At 28.5% G+C, this 20,290-nt stretch carries 23 protein-coding genes; 8 read left to right on the top strand and 15 right to left on the bottom strand.

What is annotated here, in order from left to right; all coding sequences use genetic code 11:
• Positions 1 to 72 precede the first annotated feature (72 nt).
• The 3 genes from ACMX2D_RS03935 to ymfI form a co-directional block, all read right to left on the bottom strand.
• Positions 73 to 936 carry an MBL fold metallo-hydrolase gene (locus tag ACMX2D_RS03935; protein WP_414972782.1) on the bottom strand — a complete coding sequence of 288 codons (864 nt, stop codon included), beginning with the start codon at positions 934 to 936 and terminating at the stop codon, positions 73 to 75.
• A 143-nt stretch (positions 937 to 1,079) separates the two neighbouring features.
• Positions 1,080 to 1,679 carry a 30S ribosomal protein S4 gene (rpsD, locus tag ACMX2D_RS03930; RefSeq protein WP_150263297.1) on the bottom strand — a complete coding sequence of 200 codons (600 nt, stop codon included), beginning with the start codon at positions 1,677 to 1,679 and terminating at the stop codon, positions 1,080 to 1,082.
• A gap of 111 nt (positions 1,680 to 1,790) precedes the next feature.
• Positions 1,791 to 2,528: an elongation factor P 5-aminopentanone reductase gene (gene ymfI / locus ACMX2D_RS03925; protein ID WP_414972781.1), complete on the bottom strand. Its 738-nt coding sequence runs from the start codon at positions 2,526 to 2,528 to the stop codon at positions 1,791 to 1,793.
• A 166-nt stretch (positions 2,529 to 2,694) separates the two neighbouring features.
• Here ymfI and hpf point away from each other — a divergent pair, with 166 nt between their 5' ends.
• On the top strand, positions 2,695 to 3,219 hold the full coding sequence (gene hpf / locus ACMX2D_RS03920) for a ribosome hibernation-promoting factor, HPF/YfiA family (protein ID WP_004832713.1): 525 nt from the start codon (positions 2,695 to 2,697) through the stop codon (positions 3,217 to 3,219).
• 604 nt (positions 3,220 to 3,823) lie between these two features.
• On the opposite strand, the gene ACMX2D_RS03915 is transcribed toward hpf, so the two are convergent.
• From ACMX2D_RS03915 to ACMX2D_RS03900, 4 genes are all read right to left on the bottom strand, one after another.
• A complete protein-coding gene (locus ACMX2D_RS03915; RefSeq protein ID WP_414972780.1) occupies positions 3,824 to 4,261 on the bottom strand; it encodes a hypothetical protein in 438 nt (145 codons plus the stop codon).
• Between the two features lie 55 nt (positions 4,262 to 4,316).
• Entirely contained in the window at positions 4,317 to 4,892 is a 576-nt protein-coding gene (locus ACMX2D_RS03910) for a hypothetical protein (RefSeq protein WP_414972779.1), read from the bottom strand.
• A 109-nt stretch (positions 4,893 to 5,001) separates the two neighbouring features.
• Positions 5,002 to 5,823: an undecaprenyl-diphosphate phosphatase gene (locus ACMX2D_RS03905; protein WP_414972778.1), complete on the bottom strand. Its 822-nt coding sequence runs from the start codon at positions 5,821 to 5,823 to the stop codon at positions 5,002 to 5,004.
• A 147-nt stretch (positions 5,824 to 5,970) separates the two neighbouring features.
• Positions 5,971 to 6,468, bottom strand: a complete 498-nt coding sequence (locus tag ACMX2D_RS03900; protein ID WP_269755305.1) for a QueT transporter family protein — start codon at positions 6,466 to 6,468, stop codon at positions 5,971 to 5,973.
• Between the two features lie 385 nt (positions 6,469 to 6,853).
• Here ACMX2D_RS03900 and ACMX2D_RS03895 point away from each other — a divergent pair, with 385 nt between their 5' ends.
• From ACMX2D_RS03895 to hydF, 5 genes are all read left to right on the top strand, one after another.
• Complete coding sequence (locus ACMX2D_RS03895) at positions 6,854 to 7,546, top strand: hypothetical protein (RefSeq protein WP_414972777.1); 693 nt, start codon at positions 6,854 to 6,856, stop codon at positions 7,544 to 7,546.
• Between the two features lie 348 nt (positions 7,547 to 7,894).
• Positions 7,895 to 8,149, top strand: coding sequence for a TM1266 family iron-only hydrogenase system putative regulator (locus tag ACMX2D_RS03890; RefSeq protein WP_414972776.1), 255 nt, complete (start codon positions 7,895 to 7,897; stop codon positions 8,147 to 8,149).
• Positions 8,150 to 8,153: 4 nt separating this feature from the next.
• Entirely contained in the window at positions 8,154 to 9,149 is a 996-nt protein-coding gene (hydE, locus tag ACMX2D_RS03885; RefSeq protein WP_414972775.1) for a [FeFe] hydrogenase H-cluster radical SAM maturase HydE, read from the top strand.
• Between the two features lie 75 nt (positions 9,150 to 9,224).
• Entirely contained in the window at positions 9,225 to 9,593 is a 369-nt protein-coding gene (locus tag ACMX2D_RS03880) for a hypothetical protein (RefSeq protein ID WP_414972774.1), read from the top strand.
• A 17-nt stretch (positions 9,594 to 9,610) separates the two neighbouring features.
• Positions 9,611 to 10,792, top strand: coding sequence for a [FeFe] hydrogenase H-cluster maturation GTPase HydF (gene hydF, locus ACMX2D_RS03875; protein WP_414972773.1), 1,182 nt, complete (start codon positions 9,611 to 9,613; stop codon positions 10,790 to 10,792).
• Positions 10,793 to 10,971: 179 nt separating this feature from the next.
• On the opposite strand, the gene ACMX2D_RS03870 is transcribed toward hydF, so the two are convergent.
• The 8 genes from ACMX2D_RS03870 to ACMX2D_RS03835 all read right to left on the bottom strand — a co-directional run bounded on the left by ACMX2D_RS03870 (position 10,972) and on the right by ACMX2D_RS03835 (position 17,156).
• Positions 10,972 to 11,307: a carboxymuconolactone decarboxylase family protein gene (locus ACMX2D_RS03870; protein WP_414971419.1), complete on the bottom strand. Its 336-nt coding sequence runs from the start codon at positions 11,305 to 11,307 to the stop codon at positions 10,972 to 10,974.
• A 331-nt stretch (positions 11,308 to 11,638) separates the two neighbouring features.
• Positions 11,639 to 12,169: a hypothetical protein gene (locus ACMX2D_RS03865; RefSeq protein ID WP_414972772.1), complete on the bottom strand. Its 531-nt coding sequence runs from the start codon at positions 12,167 to 12,169 to the stop codon at positions 11,639 to 11,641.
• A 12-nt stretch (positions 12,170 to 12,181) separates the two neighbouring features.
• Entirely contained in the window at positions 12,182 to 13,330 is a 1,149-nt protein-coding gene (locus tag ACMX2D_RS03860) for an AAA family ATPase (RefSeq protein WP_414972771.1), read from the bottom strand.
• A gap of 317 nt (positions 13,331 to 13,647) precedes the next feature.
• Positions 13,648 to 14,010: a winged helix-turn-helix domain-containing protein gene (locus ACMX2D_RS03855; RefSeq protein WP_414972770.1), complete on the bottom strand. Its 363-nt coding sequence runs from the start codon at positions 14,008 to 14,010 to the stop codon at positions 13,648 to 13,650.
• An 11-nt stretch (positions 14,011 to 14,021) separates the two neighbouring features.
• Positions 14,022 to 14,774 carry a formate/nitrite transporter family protein gene (locus ACMX2D_RS03850; protein ID WP_414972769.1) on the bottom strand — a complete coding sequence of 251 codons (753 nt, stop codon included), beginning with the start codon at positions 14,772 to 14,774 and terminating at the stop codon, positions 14,022 to 14,024.
• Between the two features lie 57 nt (positions 14,775 to 14,831).
• The gene (locus ACMX2D_RS03845) at positions 14,832 to 15,302 is read right to left on the bottom strand and encodes a hypothetical protein (protein WP_414972768.1); all 471 of its coding nucleotides are present in this window, start codon (positions 15,300 to 15,302) and stop codon (positions 14,832 to 14,834) included.
• 10 nt (positions 15,303 to 15,312) lie between these two features.
• A complete protein-coding gene (locus ACMX2D_RS03840; RefSeq protein WP_009448345.1) occupies positions 15,313 to 15,681 on the bottom strand; it encodes a YtxH domain-containing protein in 369 nt (122 codons plus the stop codon).
• A gap of 359 nt (positions 15,682 to 16,040) precedes the next feature.
• Positions 16,041 to 17,156: an ATP-NAD kinase family protein gene (locus ACMX2D_RS03835; protein WP_414972767.1), complete on the bottom strand. Its 1,116-nt coding sequence runs from the start codon at positions 17,154 to 17,156 to the stop codon at positions 16,041 to 16,043.
• A gap of 659 nt (positions 17,157 to 17,815) precedes the next feature.
• On the opposite strand from ACMX2D_RS03835, the gene gcvT reads away from it, so the two are divergent.
• Together gcvT and gcvPA are read left to right on the top strand one after the other, a co-directional pair.
• Positions 17,816 to 18,919, top strand: coding sequence for a glycine cleavage system aminomethyltransferase GcvT (gcvT, locus tag ACMX2D_RS03830; protein WP_414972766.1), 1,104 nt, complete (start codon positions 17,816 to 17,818; stop codon positions 18,917 to 18,919).
• Between the two features lie 26 nt (positions 18,920 to 18,945).
• Positions 18,946 to 20,289: an aminomethyl-transferring glycine dehydrogenase subunit GcvPA gene (gene gcvPA, locus ACMX2D_RS03825; protein WP_414972765.1), complete on the top strand. Its 1,344-nt coding sequence runs from the start codon at positions 18,946 to 18,948 to the stop codon at positions 20,287 to 20,289.
• Position 20,290: the final 1 nt, after the last annotated feature.

The raw sequence follows: 20,290 nt of genomic DNA, 5'->3' as shown, positions 1-20,290 counted from the left end.
AAAAATTAATAATTTAAGACAAAAGGTGATGTTAAAATATAACATCACCTTTTTTATAAAAAATTTTAAATTTTAACATTTATCTAGGAATCCCTTTTTTGAATTTTCTTCTGTATCCCAACTTTCATCAAAGCCGTCATAAGGTGCTTTAGGATCATGAACTTTCGGTTTTCTCCTTAATGAATTACAAATCTCATCCGTATGAGCAAAAGTAAAGTCTATATCATCAGTCCAACCGGTATGTCCTGTAATAATTTTTAACTTAAGATTTCTTTTTCTAAGAATTTCTTCCAATCTTTTCAATGATTTTGTTTGCAACTTTCTATCTTCTGCAAGAGTATTTAAAAATGCATAACCGCCATCTGCTCCAAACCAAATCGTATCTCCGGTAAATAAATAAGCATCATCAATCAAATATACAAGATGTCCCCAAGTATGCCCCGGTACAAGAAAAGCTTCTATCTTAATATTTCCGATATAAAAAACTTCACCATCATCAATCAAAACTTTTTTGTTATCAATATGCACTTGAGGTAATTTATGTAACCCCCAAAAGACTTTACGACTTTTACGACCCTCTAAATACTCATTTTCAATTCTTCCGATATATATTGTTGATTCACTAAATAATCCATCACTACCTCTTTCAACAGCTCCAACATGGTCTGTATCTTGATGAGTAATTAAAATCTCTTTTATATCTTTCGGACTGATATCAAGCCAACTCATCTTTTCCTCAAGTCTATCATAATTATATCCCGCATCAATCATAATAGTATAACCATCTTTTGTATAAAAGTAAATATTAGCTACATATTCTCTAATACAGCTTACTCTTTCATCAATAAAACCCGTATTTAAAGGTTTAAATATTTCTTTTCCTCGAAACAGAAAAGACATAATTTTTACTTGAAATTCTGAATCTTTTTTTGACATATATTTCACCTTTATTCCTTTTCAAAAAATCTATACTAATCATTAAACCATCAACTACAACTTAATAGAGAAATTTTATATTTCAATCTAGCCATAATTAAATAAACAACACAAAAAAGCACGATAAATCGTGCTTTGTTTTGCTAAATTAATCTTGAGTAGAATTCTACTACTAATGAGTCTTGAATTTCAATAGGAACTTCGTTTCTTTCAGGCATTCTTAATAAAGTTGCTTTTAGTCCTTCTTTCTTTTCAATGTAAGGAACAACTCCTAAGAATGTAGATTCAAAGTTTTCTTTGAACATTTCAACTTTTTGTGATTTTTCTCTTAAAGTGATTTCATCTCCAACTTGTACTGCGTATGAAGGTATATCAACTTTTTTACCATTAACAAGCATATGTCCATGAACTACCATTTGTCTAGCTTGTCTGATTGAAGAAGCAAATCCCATTCTGTAAACAAGGTTATCTAATCTTGTTTCTAACATCATAACAAGAGCATCCCCTGTTATATGTTCTTTTTGTCTAAGTGCTTTTTCTACATAAGTTCTGAATTGTTTTTCCATTACTCCATAGTAAGCTCTTAATCTTTGCTTTTCAAGTAATTGTAAACCATATTCTGTTAATTTTTTGTCGTTTCTTGCAAGACCTTTACCCATTCTTTTGTTAGCTTTTGGGTGTCCGCATACATTTAAGCCTAGTCTTCTTGATTGTTTAAATCTAGGTCCCATCATTTTTGCCATATTTTCATACTCCCCATAAATTATTTGCCGCGATAATTTATAGCCACGCATAGATTATACAACTTTTTTAAACTTTTGTAAATAGCTTTTTTATGTTTTTTTCAGTATTTTTTAAATAAAAGCTCCCCCATTTACATTTAAAACATGTCCTGTTATATAAGAGGCTTCTTTGGAAATCAAAAATTTTACCACATCTGCAATCTCTTCAGGTTTTGCAAGTCTTTGTAAAGGAAATTCAGAGCAATAAGCCTCAATACTTTCCTTTGGAACATCCTTTAACATATCAGTATCAACTCCACCGGGTGCAACTGTATTTACAGTTATTCCAGAATACCCTAACTCCTTTGCAAGAGCCTTATTCATAGAAATAATCGCTCCTTTAGTAGCTGAATAATGTGCCTCAAGCGCTCCCCCTGTAACTCCCCATATTGAACTTATTCCAATTATTTTCCCATATCTATTATTAATCATTGAAGGAATCGCCCTTTTTATGCAACGATATGATCCATGCACATTTACATTAAAAATATCTTCCCATTCCTCTTCTATAATATCTTGAAAAAATCTCACACTTGCAATCCCTGCATTATTTATTAGAATATCTACATTTTCAAAATTTTTTTCTATTTCATTAAACATATTTTCAACTTCGGTAGTCTTTCTTATATCCGCTTTTATCATTAAGACATTCGGATTATATGTTTTTATTTCTTCAAAAACTTTTTTTGCCTCTATTTCGTTTTCTTTATAATTTATAACTATATTATAATTTTCTTTTGCCAAAGCCTTTGCAATTGCAGAACCAATGCCCCTTGATGAGCCAGTTATAAGTACAGTATCTCTTTTCATAATATCTCCTTTTAAAATAAATACTAATTAAGTATAACATAAAATAATATAAAAATAAAAATTTTAGTTTCAATTTAGGTATTTAACGGAAAAATATGGTATAATATAAGTAACATTATATTTGCATTTTTAATGCAAATATAAAAAATGTTAGGGAGGTATTGGTATGAAATTACAATTTATAGGTAAAAACATTGAAGTTACAAATGCTTTAAAAGAAATCACTGCTAAAAAGTTTGAAAAATTGGATAAATTTTTCTCTAAAGACATTGAAGGTAAAGTTACTTACAGTGCAGTTAAAAACGATAAGATTTTTGAAGCTACAATTTATTTACCAAATAGCACAATACTTAGAGCAGAAGAAAGCACAAACGATATGTATACTTCAATAGACATCGTTTTGGATAATCTTGAAAGACAAATAAGAAAAAACAAAACTAAACTACAAAAGAAATATCAAGCTTTAGAAACTATAAGATTTGAAAAAATTGCTGAACCTTTGGAAGAAGAAGAATCAAAAATTGTTAGAGTTAAAAAATTCGATGTAGCTACGATGTCTGAAGAAGAAGCTATTTTACAGATAGAACTTTTAAACCATGACTTTTTCATTTTTAAAAATGCAAAAGATTATAAAACAAATGTATTATATAAGAGAAAAGATGGAAATTACGGTTTAATAATAGCTGATTAAGTAATAAAAAATGTTTTTAAATAAGATCGCAGACGAAAATCTGCGATTTTTTTGTATAAATTTCAGTCTTAAAGAGCATTTTTCAATATAAAGATTTTTTTAATACTATAGGAGCTTTAGAAGATTTCTAACAAAATTGTATCAAATAATACAATTACTCCGTCAGACCTTATTTTGATTGTTTACAAATAAATAATCAAATGAGATTTCTCCACTACACTCAGCAAAGCTTCGTTTCGGTCGAAATGACGTGTTAGGAGCATTGCTTTACAAATTACTATGACGTGAAACTTTTTTACTTTTTAGACAATTTTTTTACTACTTTTTACATTTTACCTTTCACGTTAAACTATTAAAAGTAGTTTTTCCCCTTATACGTCATCTCGACCGGAGCGAAGCAAAACGAATCTAGCCCTAACTTTGTTTACTTGTAAACAAAAGTAGGTCTGACGCAAAGATTGTCCAAATCTTTGATTTGGATACAATCGACTGTGGAGATCTCATAGTTTTGCTTGTTTACAAGCAAAACTAAATGTATCATAGATACATTTAATGTAGACGGATATGTTGAGTCTATTTTTTCAAAGTCTTATGACTTAAAACTTTATCTTTCCGACATATATCTTTTCATTTCATCAAGTGTTAATTTTCTAACCTCTGTATTTTCATATTCTTGGTATTCTTCAACCATAAAAACAGGCTTCAAACTTTCACAAGTTTTTCCTTTATTTCTTTTTAAATAATCTTTTAAACACTTTTCATCTTCAAAAATCTTATAAGAAAGTCTTCCATTTTCACTTAAAATCTCATAAATACCACATGGTTTTTTTGTCGTATAATCAGCTGTTCTCAAATATAATTTTGCAATTTCCAAAGATTTAAAAGGAAAATTCCAACGTTGTAATCCTCTCTTTTTATCGTGTTCAATACAAATACATCTTCCACAAGTTCCACAGATATATTGAGTATGATTTTCCAAACAATCTATAGGATTTAATAGTGGAGTTACCCTATTTTTATTTACATAACATTCTTTACACATTATTATTCACATCCTTAAAAAAGCCAACAAATTTTAATCTGTTGGCATTTATATTTTATCTATTATTATTTAATACATTTTCTAATGAATCTAAATCTTTTTCTCTAGTGATATACATATCTTCATCACCATCAATTGAATTGTACTTAACTATTGAATAATCTTTATATCTATATATTATTGTCCCCCCATCTTTGTACATTTCACTGGTAGAGTTTCCATTTTCCCTATCATTTTTTAGCTTTTGAATTAATTTATCTTCATCCAAAATTCCTTTTGAGATAGCATCTTTAATATTGTATGAAGTACCATCTAATTCTATTGTAAATTCCATACCAACAGTATAGATATCAAATGGCACTTTAGAATTTTTCTCTGAAACTTTTTTAACCCCATTTCCTCCAGTATCCTTAACTGTAAATTTCAAACCTTTTTCTTTTTTTTCATCTTTATTTTCATCAGGCTTTTTATCTTTTTCGTCCTCTTCAATGTTTTCTTTAATCTTTTTCTCTTTAACATCTATTTGAGTATTATCTTTTGGTTTTTCTTCCGGTATCGGTCTTTTCTTGCAAGAAACAAAAGTAGTACAAAGACAGATTGTAAGAGCCATAATTAGAAATCTTTTTTTCATAGATATCATCTCCTTTATTATGTTAATTCAGTTTATCAAATATAACAAAAAAAGTCAAATAGATTAATTTTTCTATTTAACTTTTTAATTTTTTTATTTAAAGATATTTTTAATGTAAAATATAATATAAAATTAAAATTACACCAAGAACGATTCTGTAGTATCCGAAAACTTTGAAGTCATGCTTTTTAATATATCTCATCAACATTTTTATTGCTAAAATAGAAACTACAAATGCTACAAACATTCCAAGTATTAAAATGAAAAATTGGAAAAAACTAAATGCAAACCCAAATTTTCTAAGTTTTAATAAACTTGCACCAAACATAACCGGAATTGACATAAAGAATGAAAATTCTGCCGCTAAACTTCTTGAAAGTCCAAGAATTAAAGCTCCAATTATAGTAGCTCCGGATCTAGAAGTCCCCGGAATTAAACTTAAAACTTGAAAACATCCTACATAGAAAGCCAATGTGTAACTTAAATCTTCAAATCTTTTTATATTTTGTTTTTTAAATTTCGGATTATTTTCAACAACTATAAATAAAATACCATATAAAACTAAGGTAAATGCAACTGTTGGAAAATTATAAAAATATTTTTCCAAAGTCTTATCAAAAAGCACTCCCAAAACTCCTGCAGGAATAACTCCGACAATAACCTTTAACCACATATTAATCGTATCTTTTTGTTGTTCCTTAGTTTTCTTTTTTGAAAAAGGATTTAACTTATTAAAAAACATAATTACTACTGCAAGAATAGCTCCAAGTTGTATAACAACTAAAAACATCTCCTTAAATTCAGCTGACTGATTTAATTGTAAAAATTCATCAACCAAAATCATATGACCTGTACTGCTAACAGGTAGCCATTCGGTAATTCCTTCAACAATACCTAAAATTATAACTTTGATTATATCTAATAACCACATAATATTTCTCCTTCTTAAAATAAAATTATAGTCAAAGTTTACCACATTTTAATAAATTTGAAAAGGGGTGTAAATATTTTATTTATTATTTGATTATCTAAAAAGCAACAAAAAAATTGGTATGAATAAACACACCAATTTTTACATTTATTTTATATCTCTTTTAAATTCAAGAGCTTTTGTAAAAGCTTTGTTTTTACATAAAATATAAAAAACAGGTACTCCTACTGCATAGATAACTAAAGCTTCAGATAACATAAGTTCTCCTAATATAGCCCAAAAACCTACAGGATTTGGCATCATAAAATATATTTCCAATGCTATTGGAAGCATACCTACTACAACTGGTACTAAACAAGCTATGTAGAAGTTTTTGATTTTAGTCATAATCAATGCAACTACAAAAGTTGCCAAAGTTCCAACCACCATATCAATAATTCCTACTGTACTAGCAATATTTGCCAAAAAGCAACCTAATGTTACACCAATTGTGTATTCCGGATTAAAAAATGGTAAAATTGCTAAAGTTTCTGAAAGTCTAAATTGTAAACTTCCATAGCCCAATCCAAAAGTTTCTGAAAGAATAGTCAATACAACATAAATTGCCGCTACCATTCCCTGTCTTGTAATTTTTTTAACGTTCATATTTCCTCCTTTTTTGGAGTGCTTTGTTCAACAAAAAAAGGGCAAATGTGCCCCAGCACTTGATTTTTAAAGTGGGTGCCAAGCAAAACACTTTTCTTCTAAATTTAATTCTTTGTAAAAATTACCATAATATTTTAACATAAAAATATTATTTTTTCAACAAAAATAAAAATATGATAAAAAGTGTTTTTTTTCATAAAATACTTGACTTAATTTGAGTAAAGTGATATATTTATAGTGTATAGCGAATGTGTTTGATTTGGTTAAAAATTATATTAAAATCTTATTATATAGATTGCTAATATGGATAGAACAAATACAGTTGTTATTTTTATAGATTTTCTACAACTATAATTATTTTAAAAAGCAAAAAAGGAGTGATTTTATGAAAAAAATAAAAATTTTGTTCATGTTTTTGGTATCAACTTTGTTGTTATCGTCTTGCGGTTCAAAGAGCAATAAAGTAGATCAACTTTATGGGAAAAGATATGGAGCTGTTGATTCAGGAATTACTGTACTTAAAAAGAGTAAATTATATTCCGTTTTATCCTTTAGATTATCTGAAAATGCAGTTTTTAAAGATAATGTAGCAGAACGTATATCAGGTGGAGATTTTGATTATCCTAAAGTAGTAAGAAAAGGTGGTAAAGAATTTTTAACTGCCGAAGGCTTACCAGATGATAGATTTGAAATAGTTTCAGAGAATGTAATTGTAGATAACTATACTGGATTCGAATTTACTCATTATGATAGAGTTCCAGATAAAGAAATGGAAAAGTATTATGGTAATGTATATGAAGGACCTAAGGGCGGAACTGTTGAAATAGTTAAGAAGACTGAAGATTATTCTTTCATAAGCTTTGAATTACCTATGAATGAGGAATTTGAATATAAAGGAGAAGGTCCAAAAATCATGGGTGGATTTTATGATAATCCAAGCATTGTAAAAATTGGAGATAAAAGATATATAAGAGCAGAAAATTTAGAAGAACAAAGACTTGAAATTATCAATGATAATGTCATTTTAGACACTAAAACAGGTTATGAATTCGGTCTTAAAAATCTTAGCAAAAAATAATTTTAAAGGTTCAGTAATTAAATTTAGTTACTGAACTTTTTTTATATAAGTCTTAATTTATTATGTTATACTAGAATGTAATATAAACATAAAAAATGTCTAACTGAAAGATTAAGATTTTAATTTTTTTCTGAAAGAAAGATATTCTACTTTACATATTACATATCGTACTCAATAAAATGGATTTAATCCATAATATCAAGGCGGTGTTTTTTATTTATATAAATTAACACAAGCTTATTTTGTATTGCTATAATTTTTAGAACAATTTCAAAAAAACACGATACCGTATGAATTTAGAGAATATCTTCTTTCATACGGTTTTTTTATGGAATAAAGGAGGTAAAAATGCAAGAAAATCGCTTAGCTTTAATCGGAATTATTGTAGAAGACCTAACAAAAGCAAATACTATTAATGATATTTTGCACGAATATGGTTCTTATATTGTAGGTAGAATGGGAATTCCCTACAAGACAAGAGGTGTTTCTCTAATAAGCATTATCATCGATGCACCTACAAATGTTATTAACAGCTTATCCGGAAAATTGGGAATGTTAGAGGGTTTTAATGTAAAAACATCCTATACAAAATCAAAGGAGTAATTCATTGAATATACATCCGAAAATTCAAAAACTCCTAGACGATATTTCTGTAAAGAATATTCTATCCCTACTTGAATTAGATGATTTTTCTTCGGTGTTTGAATATGCAGATAAAATAAATTATCTTAATCACGGAAAATATATTGATATTAGAGCTATTGTAGAATTTTCAAATTACTGCAAAAGAAAATGTAAATACTGTGGATTAAATTCTACCAATTCTTCTGCCAAGCGTTATCGAATGACAGAAAAAGAGATAATACATACAGCTATAGAAGCAAGAAAAGCGGGATATTTAACCGCTGTACTTCAATCGGGAGAAGATTCGTATTTTACAGTAGAAAAATTGGGATTTATCATAAAGGAAATAAAGAAACAAGTGGATATGTTTATTACATTAAGCTGTGGAGAAAAAACTTTTGAAGAACTTACATATTTAAAAGAGTGCGGAGCGGATAGATATTTACTAAAGCACGAAACGGCAGATGACTTGCTCTATGATAGACTTCACCCTTGTGGAACTCTTGTAAATCGTACAGAATGTCTGAGAAATCTCAAAAAACTCGGATATGAAAGCGGTGGCGGTTTTATGATTGGACTACCTACTCAAAATTTGGAAACAATCGCAAAGGATATTTTTCTTCTTTACGATTTGAAATGTGATATGGCAGGAATTGGTCCTTTTATTCCACATCCACAGACAGAACTCAAAAATTATTCTGCCGGTAGTACGGAACTTACAAAAAAAGCTGTTGCCATTACTAGAATCATCTTGCCAAAGGCAAATCTACCTGCAACAACTTCACTTGGTGTATTGGATAGTAAAGAAAATAATAATTTATTCTCCTGTGGTGCAAATGTAATTATGCGAAAAGTTACCCCACCTGAATATGTAAAACTTTATGAAATTTATCCAACTGATATCAATGTAAAAAACATTGAAGAAGAAAGAAAAGAATTAGAGTTAGCAATTCGAAATCTCGGAAAAATACCAAGATAATTGTACATAATAATTTAATTAAATCATAAAATTAAATATAACAACAAGGCTCATACCGACTAAAGGAGGATAAATATGGCAAAATATAATCCTGCATCCAGTCATTTTGATACAAGTGATAAACGTACCCTTGATGAAATAATGTATTGGTTAATGGAATCAGGTTATATTCCTAGTTTCTGTACAGCTTGTTACAGAGCAGGTCGTACCGGAGATCGCTTTATGTCTCTAGCAAAATCAGGCCAAATTGGAAATGTATGTCAGCCTAATTCGCTTATGACATTGACTGAATATCTTATTGACTATGCATCTCCTCAAACGAAAAAACTCGGAGAACAGCTTGTAAAAAGAGAGTTGGAAAATATTTTTAGCCCAAAGATTAAAAAACGTTCAGAAGACTATATTCATCAGATGGAACATGGTTCTCGTGACTTTAGATTTTAAGATAAGGAGGAAACAAATTGCAAACAACTCCAAATGCAAATAGAATTCATATTGCCTTTTTTGGAAAAACTAATGTCGGTAAATCTTCCCTTATTAATGCAATTGCAAATCAAACTATATCTCTTGTATCTAAGCAAAAGGGAACAACGACAGATCCTGTTAAAAAAGCAATTGAAATTCATCCGATAGGTCCTTGTCTTTTAATTGATACAGCAGGATTTGACGATGATAGTATTCTTGGAAATGAAAGAATTGAACTTACAAAACAAGTTATTGAACAGACAGATATTGCCGTATTATTATTTGGCGATAATTCCTTTGAAAAAGAGAGAGAATGGATTAATTATTTAGAAGAAAAAAATATACCAATTATTTTTGTAATTAATAAATCAGATATTGTTGATAGCAAAAAGATAACAATTGAAATAGAAAAGGAATTCAAAAAGAAGCCTATTTGTGTCAGTGCATTGAATAAAGAAAATCTTGACATCTTGTTAAAAGAATTTCAAAATATAAGTAAAGACTTAGAAAAAGAAGAGTCAATCTGCGCTCATCTTGTCAAACCGCTTGATACAGTTCTTTTGGTAATGCCTCAAGATATTCAAGCTCCAAAAGGGAGATTGATTTTACCACAGGTACAGACAATTCGCGATTTGCTGGATAATAAATGCATTGTAATTTCCACAACTTTTGAGCAGTTTGATAAAGCTCTTGAATCTTTAACAAAAGCTCCAAACTTAATTATTACGGATTCTCAATTATTTGCAAAAGTATTTCCAAAAAAACCAAAGAATAGTTTATTGACTTCTTTTTCTGTTCTTTTTTCAAAGTACAAAGGAGATATTGAGGAATTTATTCGTTGCTCACAAAAATTGGATTCTTTGGATGAAAACTCAAAAGTTTTAATTGCGGAAGCCTGTGCTCATAAACCACTTAAAGAAGACATAGGAAGAGTAAAATTGCCCAGATTATTACGCAAAAAAATTCATCCGGATTTAAAAATCGACATTGTTTCCGGAAACGACTTTCCAAAAGATTTAAGTCACTACGATGTAATTATTCATTGTGGTGCTTGTATGTTTAACAAAAAACATGTGATGAATCGTGTTGAACAGGCAATCAATCAGAAAATTCCAATTACTAATTATGGTATTGCAATCGCAAAACTAAATGGCATTTTAGAATATATTGACTATTAAATTTAGAAAAACTCCTTCATTATTAGGAGTTTTTTCTGTAGAAACCAACTATTTCTAAACATTATGGATGAAAATTTAATTATCATCCTTTATCATAAATTTAGACATAAAAACTGCACCCATTTCCTATTAAAATTTGGGGTGCAGTAAAAAATCACTACTTTTTAAAGTTATTTTTATTATTTAGATAATTGGTCAAAAGCTTCTAATGCCTTTCCTCCATAAATAGTTGAAGGTCCTCCGCCCATAAGAACTGCAACGGAAATAATTCCTGCAATTTCTTCTCTTGTAACTTTTAGATTAATAAGATTTCTTACATGAGCTTCGATACAACCTTCACAACGAACAGCTACTGCAATTCCAAGTGCAATATATTCTTTTTCTTTTACAGTTAATGCTCCATCCTTAAAAACTGCTCCAAAAAGATCGCTAAAAGCTTTCATTTCGTTAGGTAGAGCTCCACCTAAATTTTTTGAGTTTTCTACAACATTTTCTAATCCTTTTACATGATCCATCTTAAAAGACCTCCTTTTTTTATTTTTACATTTATTATATACCCATTTTTTATTTTAATCTCATAATTATTGAATTTTTCACAACATTTTTCATCAGCAGAACGTGATATTTCATTTTTTTAACAAAAAAACGGAGAGTTTTTACTTCTCCGCTTTATTAATTTCATTTTTAAAATTTGCAATTTCTTTTTCAACAAATTCTTTTGTTTTTAAACCTAATCCTTCATAAATAGTAACAATCTATTATTTCAACTTTATCTTTAATAAGAATACTTTTTTAATAAATTTAAAATTTCTTCTCTAAGTCAAATATTAAATTTATAATTTTTGTCTATACACTATTATCCTTAAGTATATCTGCTAAACATAATTCTCCTTTTAAAAATTTATGCTTACTCTTATACTCTTTTATTACATTTTCCAACTCTTCTACATCAGAAAAATATTCCTCTAAAAAATTCTCATTTTTTACTTTATGAAATTTTAACTCTTGACTGCAATACTCACTTGGTTTAAGCTTACTTTTATATTTACAATAATCATCAAACTTTCCTTCTTTTAATATTACAAGAATCTCAATTTCCGGTGCTGTAATAACATTGATTACATCCACTTTACTCGCATATGTCTTACGTAACTTAAATCCTTCATTTTTAGAATCTAATATTCTATACACACTAATTTTGGATTTAAAACTCTTTCCTAAATATTTTTCCTCAAACTTTCTTGCAGTCCTACTTCTTAATAATTCTTCATCCAACAGTTCATTTCTAGAAAATTTTAACTTATCATTATCCAATAATTTTGTTATTATAACTCTTTCTGCAGTTCCCTCAACAATACAAGCAACTAATTTATCCATAGTAAAATAATCTTACTCCTCACTCATTTTTCCTTGAATAATAGCATTTTTTAATTTTATATAAGATTCATAAGAAGGAACAGTTCCATCAAGAAAATCACTTTTAAAGACCTCACTCCTCTTTATATCATTTCTATTAATAAAATTAGATAATTTTTGGACAGTTATTCCTCCTCTGTTTCTTACTATATAGATATTATCATTTCTTTCGAATTCATCCAATAATTCTGCATAATGAGTTGAAAAAATTAATGTTGCTCCTGTTTTATTAACAAATTTATTCATAAAAAACCTAACTAAAGTTGCAACAATCTCTCTATTAAAATGATTTTCTAATTCGTCTACTATCAAATATCCTCCAAATTCAAAAGCAAACATAGCAGTTAAAAAAATATTAATTCCTTTTATTGTTCCTGAAGATAGGTATTTTTCTAATTGTAATGGATGGTTTACAACAATAACATCTCTACCATAAAATTCTACCCTAATTTCATTAGTTTTTGGATCAAATCTAATTTGATTTATACTAGAATCCAAAAATTGTATTAACTCCCTTGGAAAATTGCCAAGTATTCGTAATGAGTTAATATTAGTTAATTCCATAAGATTACGAACTTTAAATCCATTATTTTTATTTATAGAAATAGCAATACTAATATCGTCTTTAAGAAATTCTGCTGATTTGTCACGTATCGTCTTAGAATCACATTCATCAAAAACAAACATATCTTTCTTTGATCTAATTTGTGACACTTTCTTTCTATACAAAATCTCATCATCTATTACATATCGTTCTTCTAAATCACTTTCCTGTTCTATAGAAATTTTTGTGTTAAGCTTACAAATATGTTTATTGTCATCATAGAAAACTATATCAAATATTACATTTTTACATTCCATTAGTATATCTTTAGTTTCAATATTATTTATTGGTTCTCCATTTAACAGGTTTAAAGAAAATGATATTAATTTTAATAAAGTTGTCTTTCCAGAAGCATTAATCCCAACAATAGATAACACATTATTTGTATAAATATTTCCAAAAGGATTAGAAAGCATATCCTTATTACCTGACATAACTTTTTGTTCAGTAAAAAAATCAATTTCAACCTTTCCTTTAAAAAGCATCAAGCCTTCAACAGATAATTTTAATAATTTCATTTTCTACCTCCATTTCAAATTTAAATTCACTCTTATTATAACATAATTGAAATTACAATACAACACCTTTATACGTTTTTTTCGTTGTTTTATGCAATAATTATGCTTTTATTATATTTTCCTTTGTATTTACTCAAAATTTCTGTCGTTATATGTATTATATTAATGTTTAATTATTTATATTAATAATTAAAAACTTTAGTATAAATTATTAGAAAGTTTTTATAGTTTATAAAGTTTTGGATACTTATGCGAAACTTTTGTAACGATATTAAGTGAATTAAATATTTACATTTAAACAAAAAAACGGAGAGTTTTTACTTCTCCGCTTTATTAATTTCATTTTTAAAATTTGCAATTTCTTTTTCAACAAATTCTTTTGTATTTTTATTAATTTGTTCATAAAATGACATTAGTTTTCTAGCCTCTTCAGTTAGTGTTGAACCTCCACCACCTTTTCCTCCGATTTTACCAACCAGAAGTTTACAATTCAAATCCTTTTCAGAACGAATTATCATTTTATAGGCTTTGGAATATGCCATTTTCATTTCTTTACAAGTTCTATTGACTGATTTATATTCGTCAATCAATAAGAGTAATCTATATAATCCATTTCCAAATGAATAATCTTCATTATACAAAGTCAATTTTACATTAAAATTTTTTGGAAACTCCAACATTAATACATCCCCTAATCTCTATAAGCGAAATAATAACAAATAGCTACTATACTTCCACCAATTATATTTCCTATTGTAACAGGGATTAAATCATATATAACCGCTCCCACGCCTATATCTGATAATATAACGGATAGTGAAAGATAGAACATATTTGCAACACTGTGCTCAAAACCGCATATTAAAAATAATATAACAGAAATAGCACAGGCAAAGAATTTTGAAACTCCATCTTTGCAAGCATAGGACATCCAAACTCCCAAACAAACGAAAATATTACATCCTATACCTTTAAATAAAAGAACTATAAAGCTTTCTGTAGTTTTTGCAACGGTAATCTTATGCAAAAAAGCTAGCATTTGTGGTGACAAGACACTTGCAAAATAAACAAGTAGTGATACAAAAATCGCACCGATAAAATTAAATAGGTAAACAGATACCCAATTTCTAAACATCTTCAGAAATGTAATTCTCTTTCCCAATGCAGGAGCTAACATCAAAACATTTCCTGTAAATAAGTCAGCACCGGCAATAACTACGGCAAAAAGCCCAAAAGAGAAACAAACTCCAGAGATAAATTTTCCATAAGTGGCATTTAAACTCGCCATTCCCGTATTAACAACTATATAAGAAAGTCCACTCAAGGCAATAAACATACCGGCTAAAAAAGCTAAAATTAGCATTTTATGAAGCCTATAGTTAGCCTTGCCCTCTCCAATTTTATACAACGATTCTAACAATTCCGATTTTCCTATAACTCCCATGATGTCCTCCCATCTTTATAAAAAAATAGAAATTAGAAAAAGTCGATATTATAAAAATTATTTTTTTCTAAAAAAAGATCTTATAGCTTCTACAATATTCATAATCATATCAACCTTATCAATGACAATGTCAACATTTTCTCTAATATCCATTGTAGTATCCACAACTTGTTCTGCCACAAATCTTGTAGATATATTAATATCTTCAGTAATATCTCTTACATTTTCAAGTGTTGAACTTACGTTTTCAACACTGTCAATTACATCATCCTTTGTATTAACTAAAATTTCATCAGTCTTTTCAAGAATTTCATTTGCATTAGTGACAGCTTTGTCAGCATTTTCAACCAGGCTTGGCAATTTTTCAGAAACTGAAACCAAACTTTCTTCGCTCTTTTCCAAAATGGTATTCATTCTTCCGAAAAATTTTATTAACTTAGTGAAGAAACAAATACAAGCTAACAAGCAAACTATTGCAACTAAATAAAGAATAACTCTTAAAGTTAAATCTAAATCTATTGTTACCATTTTTCCCTCACTATTCTTCTGTTGATTCTGTTATATCCATTTCTTCAACTTCCGGAGAAATTTCAGTCATATTTCTATTAGTGAAATCATCATATTTTTCTTCAACAGCTTCTTTAACTTCTTTAGCTTTATCAGCAACAACTTTAACAGCATTATTTACATTTTCACTTACATATTCAACACCGTCTTTAGTTGCTTTGACAATATCTTCTCTTGTTTCTTTTCCTGACTTAGGAGCAAATAAGATACCAATTCCAGCTCCAACAGCAGCTCCAACTGTAATCTTTGCAGCATTGGATAATTTTTCTTTTCTTATTTTTCTTCTAACTTCTCTTTCTCTTTCTAAACGTCTTTGTTCAATATACTTTGCTAAGCTCATAAAAAAACCCCCTAATCATTTATTATCTTATTAAAAAGTCTTTCGGTTCCTGTCATTTTATAGACCTTCGCAATTGAAGGTGGGCAAACTGTCTTAAATCTCACGGTTTCCTTAAAAAAGGCTGCCATCAAAGTAAGAACTCCGTAATCCCTTATAAAAAATGTAGGTATAATTAAACAGGAACCTTAGACAATATTATTATAACATACTTTAGCCCAAAAAGGTAGTACTAAATAAAAATATATAGAAATTTTATACAAAGTTTAAAACAATAACTAATTAAATTAATATGCTTAAGTTATAAAATCATATTATTCAAATATTATACAAAAAAGACGATATTTCTATCGCCTAATTTATTATTCATTATCTACTAACATCATTTTTTCTCTTTCATATCCGATTTTAACCCTATAGTAGCCTTTTAATTTCTTATCTATTTCTTCGTCCATTGTATAAGCTACGAGATGACCTGATGTTATACTCTCAAGTTTCCCGTTTGTTGCAATTATTATAATATCTTTTTTGTCGATTTTTCTTAAAACATTTGCACTTAATTGTTGATTTCCACGTCCAAATACATAACCTTGTCCACCCATCGGAGTTACAATCAAAATAGCTCTTTCATCTCCAATTACTTCAAGTATATCTTTTTCACTACAATCTTTTTTTACAAGTTTTTTATTTTTTATTATATCAACACCTAATACAGTATAAGGTAAATCCAATTCTTTCATGATATACATAGGAGTTGTTCCGGATCCAATTATATAGAAAATATCATCTTTCATACCATCTATTACATCACAGGCAATTGAAACTTGAGCGTCGCTATCTGATTGAGGAGTTTGTGATTTTTTATTTTGTAAATATCTTTGATCAAAAGGAACTTTTAGATAACCATAAAGTCTAACTTCTACTCTATCATCCCTAAAAGCGTCTTCGTCAATATCAACGACATCTTTTTCAATTACCGGAAGCTCCACTCCATTTATAACTTCAAAAAGAAGACTTCCTGCTTGTTCAGGAGTGTTTCCATAAACAGGTGAGTGAATTTTTACTCCCGCAGGTACTCCAATTACCGGAATCTTATCTTCTATAACTGAATAAACATCTCTTGCTGTTCCGTCTCCACCTACAAAGAAAATCAATTCAATGCCATTTTCTAAAAAATATTTTAAAAGTTCTCTTGAATCAGTAACTGATGATTTTTCAGAGGCATTATAAACAATTTCATAATCTAAGCCAAGCTCTTTACATTCTTCTTCTCCCATAAGTCCACTTGCAGTAAAGACTTTAAATTTGTCTTTTAACTCAACAACTTTCCTCAATGCCTTTTTAGCTTTTTCAGGAGCTTCTTGAACAGCACCAAGTGCTATTGCTTTTTCTAAAATACCTTCTCCATCAGTTCCTTTAAGTCCTACTCTACCACCCATTCCGGCAATAGGATTTACTAAAAGTCCAATTTTTTTCATAATAACCTCCTCGATAATAATTTGTATTATTCTTTTATAATTATATCACAAAAATTTTATACCCAAAATATAAATTTTAAAAATATTTGAATAACGATATTTTGTTTTTAGATAAAAAAATTTGATTAAACTTTTAAAAAAATATTTTTAACAAGATATAAATTTCTAAAAAAAGTTTTTGACAAAAAGTCATTTTTTTCTGTATATTTTAACTTTTGTAACATAATCTTTGTATAATTAAAAAATTTTTATAAAAAAATTTTATTTTTAATTATATTTTTTTAAATATATTTAAAAAATTAAATTTTTTTATTATTTTATCAATAGTTATAGTAAATCTTATCAATATTTAGTTTGTAGATAAAATATTTTAAATATTTTTAAAAAAAGTTTTATATTTTTATATTATTTTGTAATTATTTAGGGTATAATTTTTGTATATTACTAATCTATAAGTTAAAATAAAAACATTTTTATTTTTCAATTGTTCTTTTTTGTTAATTTTATAAATAATAGTTTTACCTTAATAAAAAACTTTTTATATTTTTATATAAAGACTATTGTGTTTTTTATTTTTTTATAATATAATTACATTAAAGGAAAAGAGTTATCTTATGAGAGGTAATTGATTTCTATTAAAATTTAAGGAGGAATTTGATATGGCTGCACAAAAAACACCATTGTACGACAAACACGTTTCATATGGAGGAGAAGTTGTTGATTATGCAGGTTGGTTATTACCTGTTAAATACGAAGGATTAGCTCCTGAACATCATGCGGTTAGAAATAACGCTGGTTTATTCGACGTTTCACATATGGGAGAAGTTACTGTTAAAGGTAAAGATGCTTTTGACTATGTAAATCATTTAATCACTAATGATTTAGGAACTATTGGTGACGGACAAGTTATTTACTCTTTATTATGTAATGAAAACGGTGGAGTTGTTGATGATTTATTAGTTTACAGAAAAGGTCAAGAAGATATGTATATCGTAGTAAATGCTGCAAATACTGATAAAGACTTTGATTGGTTCCTAAAACAAAAAGGAAACTATGATGTAGAAATTAAAAATATTTCATCAGAAACTGCACAAATTGCATTACAAGGCCCTAAGGCTGAAAAAGTATTACAAAAATTAGCTAAAAATGTTGATTTAGCAAATGAAATAAAGTTCTTTACTTTTAAAGAAAATGTTGAACTTGGAGATTGTGGAAAATTCCTAGTTTCACGTACAGGATATACAGGTGAAGACGGATTTGAAGTTTACGGTTCAGGCGAAGATATTAATAAATTATGGGATGAAATACTTAAAATCGGCAAGGAAGATGGAGTTGTTCCTTGTGGTTTAGGTTGTAGAGATACTCTAAGATTTGAAGCATCTCTTCCACTTTACGGAAATGAAATGGACGACGTTATTACTCCACTTGAAGCAGGTCTTGGATATTTCGTAAAATTAAAACAAGAAGCTGATTTTATTGGTAAAGCTGCTTTAACAAAACTTAAAGAAGCCGGAGTTCCAAGAAAATTAATTGGTCTTGAATTAACCGGTAAAGGTATTGCAAGACACGGAGCAAAAATATTTAAAAATGATAAAGAAATCGGATTTGTAACAACTGGTTATATGTCACCTACATTAGGCAAAACTATTGCGAATGTAATTGTTGACGCTGATCAAGCTGAAGTAGGAAATGAAGTTCAAGTTGAAATCAGAAATAAAAGAGTTCCTGCTGTTTTAATCAGTAAGAAATTTCTTAAAAAATAATTAAATTATTAGGAGGTAAATTCTATATGTATCCTTATATTTCTCTAACAGAACAAGATGTTAAAGATATGTTAGATAGCCTTGGTGTTAATTCTGTTGAAGATTTATTCTCAGATATTCCTGAAGAATTAAAATTAAAGAGAGAATTAAATATTCCAAAAGCAAAAAGTGAGTTGGAAGTTTATAACTATCTAACTAAGTTAGCAAGTAAAAATGCATCTTCAAGTGAATATCCAACATTTTTAGGTGCAGGTGCTTATGATCATTATATTCCTGCTGTTATTCCAACAATTATTAGCAGAAGTGAATTTTTGACTTCTTATACTCCATACCAACCGGAAATCAGTCAAGGAACTTTACAATATATTTTTGAATTCCAAACTATGATTTCAAATCTAACTGGTATGGAATATGCGAATGCATCACTTTATGATCAAGGAACAAGTTTGGCTGAAGCAGCAATTATGACTGCTCATCATGCTAAAAAGAAAAAAGTTTTAGTTTCTGAAGCTATTGCACCTTGGTCAAGAGAAGTTTTAAAAACTTACCTTCATGCTCAACATATTGAAATGGAAGTTGTTAAAACTTGTAACGGTGTAACTTGTATTGATGATTTAAAAGCAAAATTAAATGATGAAATTGGAGCTGTTCTAGTTCAAAATCCAAACTTCTTCGGTAATATTGAAGATGTAACTAAGATTTCAGAACTTGCACATGGATTTAAAAAATGTTACTCAGTAGTTTCTATTGACCCATCTTCTTTGGGAACTTTAAAGAAACCGTCTGATTGTAATGTTGACGTAGTTGTAGGTGAAGCTCAATCACTAGGTCTCCCTATTTCATATGGTGGACCATATCTAGGATTTATGGCTGTAAATAAAGAATTCTTAAGAAAAGTTCCTGGAAGAATAGTTGGACAAACTGTTGACAGAGATGGAAAGAGATGTTGGGTTCTTACTTTATCAGCCAGAGAACAACATATTAAGAGAGAGAAAGCTACTTCAAATATCTGTTCTAACCAAGGTCTTAATGTTTTGACTGCAGCAATTTATATGGATCTTCTAGGTAAAGAAGGTCTTAAAGAACTTTCAAAACAATGTATAAAGAAAGCTCATTATCTTTACAAGAAACTTTTAGAAACAGGTAAATTCGAAAAAGTTTTTGATGCTCCTTTCTATAAAGAATTTGCATTAAAAGCTAAAAAACCGGTTTGCGAATTAAATAAGAAATTATTTGAAAACGGAATAATCGGTGGTTTCGATCTTGGAAAGCACTATCCTGAATTAGAAAATGTTATTATGTTTGCAGTTACAGAAAAACGTACTAAGGAAGAAATAGACAAACTATGTAAGGTATTGGAGGAAGCATAAT

It is taken from the genome of Parvimonas oralis (assembly GCF_047608425.1).
Lineage (GTDB): Bacteria > Bacillota > Clostridia > Tissierellales > Peptoniphilaceae > Parvimonas.
Note: the sequence above shows the minus strand (reverse complement) of the source record. Positions and strands in the feature narration are given on the sequence as shown.

Bases quoted from the DNA above. Each gene is read 5' to 3' on its own strand.
- gcvPA (WP_414972765.1), top strand. From the start codon at position 18,946: ATGTATCCTTATATTTCTCTAACAGAACAAGATGTTAAAGATATGTTA.
- hpf (WP_004832713.1), top strand. From the start codon at position 2,695: ATGAAATTACAATTTATAGGTAAAAACATTGAAGTTACAAATGCTTTA.
- gcvT (WP_414972766.1), top strand. From the start codon at position 17,816: ATGGCTGCACAAAAAACACCATTGTACGACAAACACGTTTCATATGGA.
- ACMX2D_RS03895 (WP_414972777.1), top strand. From the start codon at position 6,854: ATGAAAAAAATAAAAATTTTGTTCATGTTTTTGGTATCAACTTTGTTG.
- ACMX2D_RS03835 (WP_414972767.1), bottom strand. From the start codon at position 17,156: ATGAAAAAAATTGGACTTTTAGTAAATCCTATTGCCGGAATGGGTGGT.
- ACMX2D_RS03870 (WP_414971419.1), bottom strand. From the start codon at position 11,307: ATGGATCATGTAAAAGGATTAGAAAATGTTGTAGAAAACTCAAAAAAT.
- ACMX2D_RS03880 (WP_414972774.1), top strand. From the start codon at position 9,225: ATGGCAAAATATAATCCTGCATCCAGTCATTTTGATACAAGTGATAAA.
- ACMX2D_RS03865 (WP_414972772.1), bottom strand. From the start codon at position 12,169: ATGGATAAATTAGTTGCTTGTATTGTTGAGGGAACTGCAGAAAGAGTT.
- ACMX2D_RS03935 (WP_414972782.1), bottom strand. From the start codon at position 936: ATGTCAAAAAAAGATTCAGAATTTCAAGTAAAAATTATGTCTTTTCTG.
- ACMX2D_RS03855 (WP_414972770.1), bottom strand. From the start codon at position 14,010: ATGTTGGAGTTTCCAAAAAATTTTAATGTAAAATTGACTTTGTATAAT.
- ACMX2D_RS03910 (WP_414972779.1), bottom strand. From the start codon at position 4,892: ATGAAAAAAAGATTTCTAATTATGGCTCTTACAATCTGTCTTTGTACT.
- ACMX2D_RS03850 (WP_414972769.1), bottom strand. From the start codon at position 14,774: ATGGGAGTTATAGGAAAATCGGAATTGTTAGAATCGTTGTATAAAATT.
- ACMX2D_RS03915 (WP_414972780.1), bottom strand. From the start codon at position 4,261: ATGTGTAAAGAATGTTATGTAAATAAAAATAGGGTAACTCCACTATTA.
- rpsD (WP_150263297.1), bottom strand. From the start codon at position 1,679: ATGGCAAAAATGATGGGACCTAGATTTAAACAATCAAGAAGACTAGGC.
- ACMX2D_RS03900 (WP_269755305.1), bottom strand. From the start codon at position 6,468: ATGAACGTTAAAAAAATTACAAGACAGGGAATGGTAGCGGCAATTTAT.
- ACMX2D_RS03845 (WP_414972768.1), bottom strand. From the start codon at position 15,302: ATGGTAACAATAGATTTAGATTTAACTTTAAGAGTTATTCTTTATTTA.
- ymfI (WP_414972781.1), bottom strand. From the start codon at position 2,528: ATGAAAAGAGATACTGTACTTATAACTGGCTCATCAAGGGGCATTGGT.
- ACMX2D_RS03905 (WP_414972778.1), bottom strand. From the start codon at position 5,823: ATGTGGTTATTAGATATAATCAAAGTTATAATTTTAGGTATTGTTGAA.
- ACMX2D_RS03860 (WP_414972771.1), bottom strand. From the start codon at position 13,330: ATGAAATTATTAAAATTATCTGTTGAAGGCTTGATGCTTTTTAAAGGA.
- ACMX2D_RS03890 (WP_414972776.1), top strand. From the start codon at position 7,895: ATGCAAGAAAATCGCTTAGCTTTAATCGGAATTATTGTAGAAGACCTA.
- ACMX2D_RS03840 (WP_009448345.1), bottom strand. From the start codon at position 15,681: ATGAGCTTAGCAAAGTATATTGAACAAAGACGTTTAGAAAGAGAAAGA.